Annotated in this window: 11 protein-coding genes; 8 read left to right on the forward strand and 3 right to left on the reverse strand. The window is 73.0% G+C overall.

The genetic code is table 11. The features are described from left to right. Positions 1 to 137: 137 nt before the first annotated feature. The gene (gene npdG, locus ACYVOM_RS35090) at positions 138 to 806 is read right to left on the reverse strand and encodes an NADPH-dependent F420 reductase (protein WP_460307893.1); all 669 of its coding nucleotides are present in this window, start codon (positions 804 to 806) and stop codon (positions 138 to 140) included. A gap of 165 nt (positions 807 to 971) precedes the next feature. On the opposite strand from npdG, the gene ACYVOM_RS35095 reads away from it, so the two are divergent. Continuing rightward, entirely contained in the window at positions 972 to 1,544 is a 573-nt protein-coding gene (locus ACYVOM_RS35095; RefSeq protein WP_460307894.1) for a hypothetical protein, read from the forward strand. Here the strand turns inward: ACYVOM_RS35095 and ACYVOM_RS35100 are convergent. Continuing rightward, positions 1,532 to 1,702, reverse strand: a complete 171-nt coding sequence (locus ACYVOM_RS35100) for a hypothetical protein (protein WP_460307895.1) — start codon at positions 1,700 to 1,702, stop codon at positions 1,532 to 1,534. The genes ACYVOM_RS35095 and ACYVOM_RS35100 overlap by 13 nt on opposite strands. 127 nt (positions 1,703 to 1,829) lie before the next feature. Between ACYVOM_RS35100 and map the strand changes: the two genes are divergently transcribed. From map to ACYVOM_RS35135, 7 genes are all read left to right on the forward strand, one after another. After that, positions 1,830 to 2,681 (forward strand): type I methionyl aminopeptidase, encoded by an 852-nt coding sequence (map, locus tag ACYVOM_RS35105; protein WP_460307896.1) that lies wholly within the window; start codon positions 1,830 to 1,832, stop codon positions 2,679 to 2,681. Positions 2,682 to 2,731: 50 nt separating this feature from the next. Next, positions 2,732 to 3,451: a metal-dependent hydrolase gene (locus tag ACYVOM_RS35110; protein WP_460307897.1), complete on the forward strand. Its 720-nt coding sequence runs from the start codon at positions 2,732 to 2,734 to the stop codon at positions 3,449 to 3,451. A gap of 281 nt (positions 3,452 to 3,732) precedes the next feature. Next, positions 3,733 to 4,788 (forward strand): S1C family serine protease, encoded by a 1,056-nt coding sequence (locus ACYVOM_RS35115; protein ID WP_460307898.1) that lies wholly within the window; start codon positions 3,733 to 3,735, stop codon positions 4,786 to 4,788. A gap of 140 nt (positions 4,789 to 4,928) precedes the next feature. Then, entirely contained in the window at positions 4,929 to 6,641 is a 1,713-nt protein-coding gene (locus tag ACYVOM_RS35120; RefSeq protein WP_460307899.1) for a DUF5685 family protein, read from the forward strand. Between the two features lie 56 nt (positions 6,642 to 6,697). Beyond that, on the forward strand, positions 6,698 to 8,362 hold the full coding sequence (locus ACYVOM_RS35125) for an AMP-binding protein (protein ID WP_460307900.1): 1,665 nt from the start codon (positions 6,698 to 6,700) through the stop codon (positions 8,360 to 8,362). Between the two features lie 179 nt (positions 8,363 to 8,541). Continuing rightward, the gene (locus tag ACYVOM_RS35130) at positions 8,542 to 9,087 is read left to right on the forward strand and encodes a copper resistance CopC family protein (RefSeq protein ID WP_460307901.1); all 546 of its coding nucleotides are present in this window, start codon (positions 8,542 to 8,544) and stop codon (positions 9,085 to 9,087) included. Next, positions 9,080 to 11,050, forward strand: a complete 1,971-nt coding sequence (locus ACYVOM_RS35135) for a cytochrome c oxidase assembly protein (protein ID WP_460307902.1) — start codon at positions 9,080 to 9,082, stop codon at positions 11,048 to 11,050. Before ACYVOM_RS35130 ends, ACYVOM_RS35135 begins: the two co-directional genes overlap by 8 nt. A gap of 116 nt (positions 11,051 to 11,166) precedes the next feature. Here ACYVOM_RS35135 and ACYVOM_RS35140 read toward each other — a convergent pair whose 3' ends face one another. Next, on the reverse strand, positions 11,167 to 13,077 hold the full coding sequence (locus tag ACYVOM_RS35140) for a glycerophosphodiester phosphodiesterase (RefSeq protein WP_460307903.1): 1,911 nt from the start codon (positions 13,075 to 13,077) through the stop codon (positions 11,167 to 11,169). Positions 13,078 to 13,154: the final 77 nt, after the last annotated feature.

Below are 13,154 nucleotides of genomic sequence, written 5' to 3' on the forward strand. Positions count from 1 at the left end.
GTGCCTACCCGGCAGTGACCGGGATCACCCGGAACCCGCGAGAGCGCCCCCGGCGAAGCCGGGATCTCAAGGCGCCCGAGCCGCGGCGACGAAGGGGCCGCGAACGACAGAGCGCCCGAGCCGGCGGCGAAGCCGCCCTAGATGTCAGTGAGGCGGATGCCGGCGTGGGCCTTGTAGCGGCGGTTGACGGAGATGAGGTTGGCGACGAGGGCTTCGACCTGGTGGGCGTTGCGGAGGCGGCCGCCGTAGACGCCGCGGAAGCCGGGGACGCGTTCGGCGAGGGCCTGGACGAGGTCGGTGGCCTCGCGGTCCTCGCCCTCGCCGAGGACGAGGACGTCGAGCGCGATCTCGTCGACGGCGGGGTCGAGCAGCAGCACGGCGGACACGTGGTGGAAGGCGGCGACGACGCGGCTCTCGGTGAGGATCGCGGCGGCCTGCTGGGCGGCGCTGCCCTCCTCGACGGGCAGCGCGTAGGCGCCCTTCTTGTCGAAGCCGAGCGGGTTCACGCAGTCGACCACGATCTTGCCGGCCAGCTCGGACCTGAGGGACTCCAGGGTCGCCTTGTGGCCGCCCCACGGCACCGCGACGATCACGATGTCGGACTCGGTGGCGCAGGCGGAGTTGTCGAGGCCGCGGACGCCGTGGCCGAGCTCGTCGGCGGCCTCCTGGGCCCGCTCCGCGGCGCGCGACCCGATGATCACCTTCAGGCCGGACAGGGCGAAGCGCCGCGCCAGGCCCTTGCCCTGGTCCCCGGTGCCGCCGAGGATTCCGATCGTCAAGCCGCTCACGTCAGGGAGATCAGTCATGGCGGCATCCTGTCAGAGCGCGCTTCTCCCGCTCACCTCGGGGTGAGCGCCGGTCGCTTCGGGGTGCGGCACCGCTCACCTCGGGGTGAGCACGGTGTCCCGGGGTGAGCGCGCGTCGGCGCGAACACCGCGTGTCGCGCGGAGAATTGCGTCACCATGTGGCGCATGGACAACGGACAGGTGGCCTTCTTGCGGGAGCTGCTGGCGTCCTCCGAGACGATGGCCGAGACCCGCCGCTTCGCCCGAGCCCTTCGTTCCTCGGCCCGCGAGGACCTGCTGCTGCTGGGCGCGCCCGGCGAGGAGGACCCGTGGCATCTCGCCGCGCACCTCGACGCGGAGTCCCGTTTCGTCCCGTCGCTGAAGCCCACCCTCGTGCGCTGGCAGCCGCCGCCCGGCGCGCCCGCGCACCTGGCCGTCGGGCTGGACCGGCTGGCCGCGGCCCGGCGCGGTGAGGCCGTGCTGGTGGTCGCCGAAGGCGCCGAGGCCCCGCCTCCGCTGCTGGAGCGGGTCGACGACGCCCGGCGCACCGGCGCGGTGATCCTCACCCTCGACGGCGGCGACCGGGAGCTGACCGGTCTCGCCCATGAGGCGCTGACCGTCCGGCCGGACGGTCCGGTGAGCTTCGACCAGGCGCAGCACCTGGTGAGCGCCACCGCGGGCGAGGAGACGGGCCGGCGGGGCCTGCGCGACCGCCTGGCCCGCTTCCTCGAGGTGGTCTCGGGGCCTCAGGAGTCCTGAGAGTCCCAGGCCTCGTTGCGCTCCTTCGCGTGCTCCAGCGCTTGCGCCGCCTGCTCCTTGGTGTCGTAGGGGCCCATCCTGATCTTGTCAGGGCAGCCGGGTCCCTCCTCGACCTTCATGTGCTTCAGGCAGAAGAACCAGTGTCCCTCGTCCGCCATCGCCTCTCGCCTCCCTAGACCGCATCCGACTGCGGCTCCCTCGTCGCCGCGGCCCGGACTCTTGCGGGAGCCCGGCCCGACCGACCGTCCCGGATCCTGCCCCGAAACGGGAACTAAACTCTTCCGCATGACGACGACGTATCTCACGCCCGGCCGGGTCTCCGCCCCGCGCAAGGTCCCCGCGAGCATCACGCGGCCCGAGTACGTCGGGAAGAAGGCCCCCAAGACCGGCGAACCCGACGTGAAGACCCCCGAGATCATCGAGGCGATGCGCGTCGCGGGCAGGATCGCCGCCCAGGCCCTGGAAGAGGTCGGCAAGGCGGTCCGCCCCGGGATCACCACCGACGAGCTGGACGCCGTCGGCCACGAGTTCCTGCTCGACCACGGCGCCTACCCCTCCACCCTGGGCTACCGGGGCTTCCCGAAGTCCCTGTGCAGTTCGATCAACGAGGTCATCTGCCACGGCATTCCGGACGACACCGTGGTCCGCGACGGCGACATCGTCAACATCGACATCACCGCGTTCGTCGGCGGCGTCCACGGCGACACCAACGCCACCTTCCTCGCGGGCGAGGTCCCCGAGGAGTCCCGGCTGCTCGTCGAGCGCACCCTTGAGGCGACCATGCGCGGCATCAAGGCGGTCCGCCCCGGCCGGGCCATCAACGTGATCGGACGGGTCATCGAGGCCTACGCGCGCCGTTTCGGCTACGGCGTCGTGCGCGACTTCACCGGCCACGGCATCGGCACCACGTTCCACTCCGGCCTGGTCGTCCCCCACTACGACGACCCGAACGCCACCACGGTGATGGAGCCGGGCATGACCTTCACCATCGAGCCGATGCTCACGCTCGGCACCTACGAGTACGACATGTGGGACGACGGCTGGACGGTCGTCACCAAGGACCGCAGGCGCACCGCCCAGTTCGAGCACACGATCCTGGTGACCGACACCGGCTCGGAGATCCTCACCCTGCCGTAGAACGGCGCGGCGGGTGGGCCGGACGGGGCGGTCCCGCGATAATTCGCCGCATGATGGGCCAAACCCATGCGCTGAGCGGGGCCGTCGCGTGGCTCGCCGCCGTGCCGCTGCTCACCTCGCCGGATCTGCTGCACGACCACGCGGTCTCGCTGAGCCCCGGCCAGATCGCGGCGGGCACCGTGGTGTGCGCGGGGGCGGCGCTCCTCCCTGACGTCGACCATCCGCGCGGGACCATCGCCAACACCTTCGGCATCTTCACCCGGTGGCTGTGCAAGGCGATGGCGTCGATCTCCGGCGGGCACCGGCACGGCACCCACTCGGTCCTGTTCGCGGTCGGCGCGGGCTACGGCGCGCAGTGGCTCGCCGACAACAACGCCTGGGGCTGGTGGGTCGCGCTGTTCCTGCTCGTCGGCCTCGGCCTGCGCGGGCTCGGCGTCGGCTTCGAGGGCAACGACGTCACCACGGGCGTGCTCAACGCCGCCCTCGCGGCGGGCCTGGTCTTCGCGATGCACGACGTCGGCGCGTCCTGGGCCGGGTACGCGGTCGCGCTCGGCTGCGTCGTGCACGTCGCCGGGGACTGCTGCACCCCGCAGGGCTGCCCGGTGCTGTGGCCCGTGCCCTGGCGGGTCGGCGTCCCCCTGGTGCCGCGGACGGACGGCAAGGTGGAGCGCTGGATCGTCACGCCGCTGCTCACGCTGGGCGTCGCCGTCCTCGCCGTCCGCACCGCGCTGGGCGAGGAGATCACCCACTGGCTCGACACGCACGCCTGACGACCCCGCCGGAGGGCGGGGCCGCCAAGCCGTCAGTCGACGAGAGTCACCGAAAGCAGCGTCACCCCGACGGACTGGGCCTCGTCGGAGCAGTCGCACTGCCCGCAGCCGGGAAGAAGGTCGCTGTTCATTTCCCGGGCTCCCTTCATGAAGAGTGATGAGGACGTTTCCGAGCGTACGCGGGAGAACGCGAAACGGGCACTGTCACGCGGGGGCAAATCTGTCGTCAAGGTAGCGGGGCGTGTCCCGTCGGGCGGGGGCCCGCAGGGTAGTGAACGCCTGTGAGAAAACGACACCTCCGCGCCACCGCGTCCGTGCTCGTCCTCGGCTCCGCGCTCGCGGGATGCTCCGGCGGGGAGAGCCCGCTGCACGTCGGCGGCTCGGGTTCGGCGCTGCCCGCCGTCGCGGACGGTTCGGCGACGGGCCTGGAGGCCGGGTACGAGCGGGTCGTCACCAAGGTGCTGCCGTCGGTCGTGCAGATCGTCACCGACCAGGGCGAGGGCTCGGGCGTGGTGTTCGACGGCTCCGGCAACATCGTCACCAACGCGCACGTCGTCGCCGGGGCCAAGAACTTCGAGGTCTTCCCGTCCAGCGGCGGTCCCGGGCTGCCCGCCACCCTCATCGGGTCCTTCACCGCGGGCGACCTCGCGGTCGTCAGGGTCGACGACGCGGGCCTGCCGCCGGCGACGTTCGGGCAGTCGAGCGGGCTCAAGGTGGGCCAGCTCGTCCTGGCGATGGGCAGCCCGCTCGGCCTGTCCGGCAGCGTCACCAACGGCATCGTGTCGGCGACCGGCCGGACCGTCAGCTCCCGCCAGGAGGGCCCGTTCCCTGGCGCGACCATCTCCAACGCGGTGCAGACCAGCGCCGCCATCAACCCCGGCAACAGCGGCGGCGCCCTGGCCACGATGGACGGCAGCGTCATCGGCATCCCGACCCTTTCGGCGGGCACCAGCCAGGGCACCGCCTCCGGCATCGGGTTCGCCATCCCCAGCGACACGGTGAAGAACATCGCGCCGCAGCTCATCTCCTCGGGGAAGGTCACCAACTCGGGGCGGGCCGCGCTCGGCGTCACCATCGCGCAGACCGTCAACATCTCCTCGGGCGAGCAGGACGGGGTCGCGGTCGTCGCGGTCACGTCGGGCGGCGCCGCCGCGCAGGCCGGCGTCAAGACCGGCGACGTCATCACCGCCGTCGACGGGCAGACCACCGACAGCACCACGGCGCTGGCCGAGGTGCTCGCCGAGCACCAGGTCGGGCAGACGGTCCCGGTGGAGGTCCGGCGCGGCCAGGAGACCCTCACCCTCGACGTGAAGCTCGGTGAGCTGCCCGGTTCCTGAGCCGTCGGGTTCCGGGGCGGTCCACATCCTCGAGAGAACAGGAAATTCACCGAGATCCCACGAACTATCCGCCGGGCGGAATGCTCCAAGAATCGGGTTCGCATGCTCTGGTCGTGTTCGTACGGCCACCGACATAATGCGTGCAGCCTGATCGGAGGAAAGCTGCATTGTTCGGGGTAGTTCGCCCGTGTCGCCACGTCATGAGCGCGGCGATGTTCCGGGACTGGATGGCGCATCTGTGCGGACACTGCCTCGCACTGCGCGACGAGCACGGCCACGCCGCCCGGCTCGTCACCAACTACGACGGCCTGCTCGTCTCGGTGCTCACCGAGGCGCAGGAGCCGGAGGCGTCGCCGCGCCGCAAGGCCGGGCCCTGCGCGCTGCGCGGGTTCAAGGGCGCCGAGGTCGTCGCCGCGCGCGCCGAGGGCGCCCGGCTCGCCGCCGCGGTGTCGCTGCTGCTGGCCGCGGGCCGCACCCGCGACCACATCGCCGACGGCGACGGGATCTTCGCCCGCAGGGCGCCCGCGGCGCTCGCCGAGCGGGTGTCGGCGCGCTGGGACCGCGCGGGCGGGCGCACCGCCGAGGCGCTGCGCTTCGACCCGTCGACGCTACGCGAGGCCGTCGCCCGGCAGACCGTGCTGGAGAACACGCCGGGCCTGTCGCTGCCGGCCCTGCTGGAGCCGACCGAGACCGCGGTCGCCGCCGCGTTCGCGCACACCGCGGTACTCGCCGGCAAGCCCGGAAACGCCGCGCCGCTGGCCGAGGCGGGCCGCTTCTTCGGCAGGCTCGCCCATCTGCTGGACGCGGTCGAGGACCTGCCCGAGGACCACGAGAGCGGCGCGTTCAACCCGCTCCTGGCCACCGGCACGTCGCTGCGCGAGGCACGCCGGCACGCCGACGCCGCCCGGCACGGGCTGCGGCTGGCGCTGGCCGAGACCGACTTCGCCTCCCGGGAGCTGGTCGAGGCGCTGCTTCTCGGCGAGACCCGCCGGGCCGTGCAGCGCGCTTTCGACGGCCACCCCTTCGCGGTGTTCGACGACAGGCCGTGGACGCCGGACGCGGACCCCGCCGAGTGGGCCGAGGCCCTCGCCGCACTCGCCGCCCGGCCGCGGCACCGGCACGGGCACGACCGCGAGCACCGTGAGTCGTGCGCGCACCGGACGCCGAGGTCGCCGCGGGCCGAGCTCGCCGACCAGGTCGGCGGGACCCTCCAGATCCTGCGCGTCGACGGGTCCGTCTGGACCCCGGCCGTCGCGCCCGTCCTGCGGCTCGACCAGGCCGCGGCACCGGGCGACCCGGCGGCGCCCGCACCCGGGGCCGGGCGCGCCGTGCCCGCGATCGCGGCCCATCACCCCCAGGAGCCGCCTCCCGGTGCGCCGTACTACCCGCAGGGAGGCCACCCGCCTCAGCCGGGTCAGTACCCACAGGGCGGCTATCCGCAGGGCGCGCCGTACCCGCCGCAAGGCGTCCCGGCCGGGCACGCGCACGCTGGGAGCCCTCCGCCTCCTCCCCCGCACGTTCCGTCCTCGGCGAAGGGCCCCTACCCGCCTCCGGGCTCTCCCCTGCCGCCCGGCTTCCGGCCGCGCAGGCAGCGCCCTGGCTGCGGCCCCGAGCTGTGCCTCGCGGGCGCGCTCGTCGGCTGCACCTGCGGCCTCTGGCGGCCCGAGTGGAGCGAGTACCACCAGGCGGACTGCACCGACCGCTGCGCCTGCGGGCGCTGCGACTGCGGCAACTGCGACTGCAGCGGCTGCTGCGACTGCTGCTCGTGCGGCGGTGATGGCGACGCAGGCGGTTCCGATGGCTGCTGCGACGGGTGCGACTGCTGCGACTGCGGGTGCGACTGCAACTGCTGACGGATCCGCGTCGAGGGTGCTGACACGAGAACCAACCAAGCGTACGCTCGGTTCCCGTGGAGACTCACGCGACTTTCGCCGAGCTGCTGACGGCCCGGTCCGGTGACGACCGAATCGGGCTGGTCTTCGAGGAGGAGGCGCACACCTGGGCGCGGGTGGTCGACGAGGCCCGGCGCAGGGCGTCCCTCATCGAGGGCCTCGCGACCGCCGTCCCCGGCCGCGCGCCGCACCTGGGCGTCCTGCTGGAGAACGTGCCGGAGTACGTCTACTGGCTGGCCGCGGCGGCGCTCGCGGGCGCGGTCGTCGTCGGGGTCAACCCGACCCGGCGGGGCGCGGAGCTGGCCGCCGACATCGCGCACACCGACTGCGACGTGCTGATCACCGACGCCACGGGCCTGGACGTCCTGCCCGCCTCCCACCGGCCGGGGAACGCGGCCGAGGGGCTCGCACTGCGGGCCGCCGGAGGAGGGCCGCCCGTCGTCCTGGTCGACTCGCCCGCCTACGCGGACGCCGTATCGGCCGCGCCGCCCTACGACGGTCCCGCGCCGAGCCCCTCCGCGCGCTACCTACTGCTGTTCACCTCCGGCTCGACGGGCGCGCCGAAGGCCGTGAGCTGCTCCCAGGGGCGGCTCGCGGTGATCGCGGCGATGGCGCCGGGCTTCGGGCTGACCCATGACTCCGTGACGTACGTCGCGATGCCGCTCTGCCACGGCAACTCGATCATGGCCAACCTCGCGATGGCCGTCCACGCGGGCGCCCGGGTGGTGCTGCGGCGCAGGTTCTCGGCGTCGGGCTTCCTGCCGGACGTCCGGCGCCACGGCGTCACCTACTTCAACTACGTGGGCCGCGCCCTCGCCTACATCCTCACCACCGGCGCCACAGACCCGGACTGCACCCTGGAGAGGGTGTTCGGCACCGAGGCCTCGGCCCGCGACCGGGAGGCGTTCGGCGCCCGCTTCGGCTGCGCCGTCGTCGAGGGCTACGGCTCCAGCGAGGGCGCGATCGCGATCCGGCGCACCCCCGAGACCCCGCCCGACGCCCTGGGCGTCGCCCAGCACGGCGTGGAGATCCTCGTCCTCGATCCCGACACCGGCCGGGAGTGCCCGCGCGCGGTGCTCGGCCCCTCGGGGCGGCTGGAGAACCCCGAGGCGATCGGCGAGCTCGTCGGCCTGACGACGGCGTTCGAGGGCTACTACAACAACCCCGAGGCCGACGCCGAGAGGCTGCGCGGCGGCCGGTACCACAGCGGGGACCTGGCCTACCGGGACGAGGCGGGCTTCTTCTACTTCGCCGGGCGCACCCCCGACCGGCTGCGGGTGGACGGCGAGAACTTCGCCGCCGCGCCCGTCGAGCGGATCCTCGCGCGCTGGGCGCCCGTCGTGATGTGCGCGGTCTACCCGGTGCCCGACCCGCGCACGGGCGACCAGGTGATGGCGGCCCTCGAACTCGACGGCACCGCGTTCGACCCCGCCGCGTTCGCCGCGTTCCTCGCCGCCCAGGAGGACCTCGGCACCAAATGGGCGCCCCGGTTCGTCCGGATCGTCGGTTCCATGCCGCTGACCGCGACGACCAAGGTCGACAAGAAGCCACTGCGCGCCCAGGCCTGGCTCACCGAAGACCCCGTCTGGCACCGCCCGGGCCGCGACCTGCGCTACGAGCCGTTCACCGACCCGGCGGCCCTCCGCGCCGAGTTCGCCGAACACGGCCGCCACCCCGCCTGACCGCCCCCGGCCCGCAGGGCCGACGGCCACGCCCTGCGGGCCGGACGCCCCGGTGGAACCGGCCCTCAAGCGCCTGGGCCGCAGGGCCCTACCCGCGCGGTTGTCCACAGGGGTCGGGGCGCGGCATCGGTTCTGGTCAATAAGGTGGGGGTGGCCACCGCTACCCGAATCGGACGATCATGAGATTCTTCGCCCTCACCAGGGCCGCCGGCGCAGTCGCCGCGTTCGCCGCCCTGACGCTCGCGGCCTTCGCCGCGCCCGCCTCGGCGCACACCGCGCTGAGCGGCAGTTCGCCCGCCGACGGGGCGAAGGTCGACTCCGTCACCGAGGTCGTGCTGACCTTCAACGAGGAGGTGCGCTCGGGGCAGCTCGTCATCCAAGACCAGGACGAAAAGCCCGTCCACAAGGGCAAGGTGACCATCTCCGGGACGGACGTCGAGCGCAAGGTGCGCGAGGCCCTTCCCGCCGGGAAGTACACCGTGGGCTACCGGGTGATCTCCGCCGACGGCCATCCCGTCACCGGCTCGCTGTCGTTCACCGTCACCGGGACCGCCGCCACGGCGCCCGCTTCTCCCGGGGCCGTTCCCGAGACGGCGTCCCCCTCGGCCTCGCCCGAGGGCGGGAGCGGGAGCGGCACGGCACGCTGGCTGATGGTCGGCGTCGGCCTGGCCGCGGGCGCCGGCGTCGGCCTGCTGATCTCGATGCGGAGGCGCCGGAATGCGTAGCGCGTACCGCGCGGCCGCGGTGGCCGCGCTCGCCGCGGTCCTCGGCCTCGTCGCCGCCCTGTACGCGGGCGGCTCCCTGGCCGAGAAGGTCATCCCGGGCATCGGCGACGCGGGCGAACTCGTCCGCTGGGGCCTGCCCGTCTCCCGGACGGTCATGGACCTCGCGGCGGCGCTGACCATCGGCTGCCTCGTGATGGCCGTGGTGCTGCTGCCGCTGATCCGCGACGGCCTCACCTCCGCCGCGCAGAACTACCTGCGCGCGGCCTCCTGGTGCGCGGCGGTCTGGGCCTGCGCGGCCGGGGCCACCCTGGTCTTCACCGTCGCCGACATCCTCGGCGTGGGCGTCACCGGCCTGCTGCGCGGCAACGAGCTGTCCAGCTACGTCGGGCAGCTCCCGCAGGGCACCGCGCTGCTGCTGGTGATCCTCGCGACGGTCGTCGTCGCGCTGCTCGGCCGCACGGTCGACACCCCGGCGGCCGGGCTCGGCCTGCTCGCGCTGTCGTTCTTCGCGCTGCTGCCACCCGCGCTGACGGGCCACTCCGCGTCCTCCCCGAACCACTCCCTGGCGATGATCGGCCTCGCGCTGCACCTCGCGGCGGTGGTGCCATGGGTGGGCGGCCTCGCCGTGCTCACCTGGCACGCGCTCGCCAAGGGGCGGCTGCTGGAGACCGCCGCGGCCCGGTTCAGCACGCTCGCGCTGTGGTGCGCGGTCATCGTGGGCCTGTCGGGGCTGGCCAGCACCGTCTCCCGGCTGCCCGACCCCGTCCAGCTCTTCGAGACCGACTACGGCAGGCTCATCCTCGCCAAGATGGCCGCGTTCGCCGTCCTGGTGTGGATCGGCCACCGGCACCGCGAGAAGACGATCCCGCTGATCGCCGCGCGCAAGCCGCGGGCCTTCACCCGGCTCACCTCCGTCGAGGTCGCGATCATGGCCGCCACCATGGGCCTGGCCGTCGCGCTCGCGCAGACCGCGACCCCGGTGACGTCGCTGGAGGCCGAGAGCACCGTCAAGACGCTCCTCGGCTACGACATGCCACCCGAGCTGAACCTGGCGAGGCTCGCCTCACTGTGGCGCTTCGACCTGTTCTGGGTGGTCCTGGTGGTCGCGCTCGGCGGGTTCTACCTCGCCGGGGTCGTCCGGCTGCGGCGGCGCGGCGACTCCTGGCCCTGGTACCGGCTCGTGTTCTGGCTGATCGGCCTCGCCACGATCGTCATCGCGACGCTCAGCGGGCTGGCCACCTACGCGCCGCTGATGTTCAGCGTCCACATGGTCCAGCACATGGTCATCGCCATGGTCACGCCGATCTTCCTGGTGCTCGGCGCGCCCATGACGCTGGCGCTGCGCGCGCTCAAGCCCGCCAAGGTCCGCGGTGACAGGGGGCCGCGCGAGTGGCTGACGGTCTTCCTGCACAGCCGCTACACCAAGGTCGTGGCGCACCCTGCGGTCGCCACCCTGCTGTTCATGGGCAGTACCTGGGCGCTGTACTACAGCTCCGCCTTCGAGTGGCTGATGGGCAACCACCTGGGCCACATCGCGATGCTGCTGCACTTCCTGGTGAGCGGCTACCTGTTCTACTGGGTGATCATCGGCGTGGACCCCGCGCCGAAGCCGCTGGGCTACCCGTGGCGGCTGCTGCTGCTGTTCGTCACCATGCCGTTCCACGCGTTCCTCGGCCTGGCGATGATGAACATGGGCGAGCCGATCGCCGCGGACTGGTACAAGATCGTCTACCCGCCGTGGGCCGGGTCGCTGGTCGACGACGTCCAGACGGGCGGCGCCATCGCCTGGGGCTTCGGGGAGATCCCGACCTTCATCGTCATCATCGCGATCGTCGCGCAGTGGGCCATGTCCGACACCCGGCAGGCCCGCCGCACCGACCGCCGCGCCGAACGCGAGGAGGACGCCGAACTCGCCGAGTACAACGCGATGCTCAGCGGCCTCGGCAAGGGCGGCGACAAGTAGCCCGAGCGGCGCGGAACGGCGCGGGATGCGCCGAACCGCACGACGGGCCCGGCCCCCTGATCGAGGAGGGGGCCGGGCCCGTCGCCTTTCCCGTGGTGGCCTGCGGCGCGCCGGGCTCAGCCCGCGAGCGCGGCGGCGTCGGCGGCGATCACCGCCGCATAGTCCGCCGGGAGGCCCTTGCCGCTCTCACGCTCGGCGTAGGCGACGACCTCGCTGTACTTGCCGTCGAGGACCTTCTTGAGGATCCAGTCGACCGACTTGGCCTCGGCGCCGGAGTTCAGCACGAGGTGGGCGAGGCCCGTCCGGGAGACCTCGACGGTGAAGGTCGAGGCCGCCGTGACGGTCCCCTCCTCGCCCGTCGCCGCGGCCTCGACCCTGTGCTCGCCCGCGGCGAGCAGCGACAGGTCCAGGGCCGTGCCCTGCTCGACGGCCCGGCCGTCGACGGTCACCTTGACGTCCTTGGCGTTCGCGGCGACCACGCCGACGACCGGCTTCTGCGAGCGGTCGAGGGCCGCGTCCGCGAGCGGGGAGGCGATCGTCACCGACGCGGGCGCCGGAGCCGCCGCGGGGGCCTCCTGCTGCCGGGCGGCGTTCCAGCCGGCCAGCTCGGTGGGCCGGTTGGTGATGATGCCGTCGACGCCCGCCTCGTCGAGCTTCTTCCACTGGGCGGCGGAGTCCACCGTCCAGGCCATGACGGCGATGCCCGCGGCGTGCAGGTCCTGGATCGCCTTCGGGTTCGCGATCAGCGCGTCACCGGTGGGGTTGTAGGCGGTGACGCCGAGGTCCTTGGAGACGGCGACGGGGTCGGCGTCCAGGCCGCTGCGCAGGAGGCCGGTCGGCAGTTCGGGCGCCAGCTCGCGGGTGTACTTGAGGGCGTCGACCTCGAAGCTCTGCACGAACACGCGCTGGGTCATCCCGGCGTCGCGGATCACCTTGACGATCGTGGCGACCTCGTCCTTGGTGTGCGCGCCCTTGATCTCCAGCAGGAGGTTGCCGCCGCGCGCCTTCAGGTCGGCGAGCTGCTCGGCGAGGGTCGGCAGCTTCTCGCCGGCGAAGTTCGGGGAGAACCAGGAGCCGGCGTCGAGGGCCTTCAGCTGGGCGGAGGTCAGCGAGCGGATCTCGCCGGTGCCGCTGGTGGTGCGGTTGACGGTGCCGTCGTGCAGGACGAACGGGACGCCGTCGGCGCTGGGCTGGACGTCGTTCTCGATGAAGTCGGCCCCGCCGCGCCGCGCGACCTCCTGGGCGGCCATGGTGTTCTCCGGCGCGGCGGACGAGGCGCCGCGGTGGGCGATCACCGCCATGGGGGTGCCGGCCGGGCGCAGGTAGCCGTTGGCGGGCAGTTCGGTGACCTTGACGTCGTCGAAGGAGACCGTGGAGCCGTTGACGATGAAGGCCTGGCCGCCGTCGGCGGAGCGGACCAGGCTCGTGGTGCGCTGCATCTGGACTCCGTCGAAGAACCAGCGCGCCTGGTTTCCGTGCACCTCGATGGAGACCTTGATGTCGCGGCCGGTGCCCGCGGCGTAGGGCGCCGACGCGGTGTTGGTCACGTTCCAGGCGTTCGCGGTGGTGAGCTGGGCGAACTCGAGGCCGTTGGAGGCCGTGGTGCCGGAGCGCATGGTGGCGATCCACCAGGGCACGGCGCCGCTGGCGGGGATGTCGAGGCCGAGCGCGGTCCAGCGGGTCGCCTCGTTGACCTTGTCGAAGCGGACGGTGGCCTCGAAGCGGAAGTCGTTGAGGTGCTTGCCGAAGGTGATCCGCTTGTTGCCGGAGGCGGAGGTGCCGACCAGCCGGCCGTCCTTGACCGCCCAGGCCCCGTCGGAGTTCCAGCCCGCGGGGATCCGGCCGTCGTCGAAGTTCGCGGAGACCGCGACGTCGCCGGGTGCGGCGGAGGCCGGCTCGGAGGCCGTGAGGGACAGGGCGGTGATGCCCGCGACCGCCACCGCGGAGGCCGAGGCGGCGGCGGCCAGCCGCCGCGCGGAGATCTTCTTACCGGGGAGCGGACTCTGTGTCAGGGGAATTAGTGTCACGCCGGGTGACGCTAAGGACCGCTCCGAAACACCCGGCGGCCACCAAACGATCTTCCCCGCAATAAGGGATTAACAGC

The sequence above is a fragment of the Actinocorallia aurea genome, from assembly GCF_054783995.1.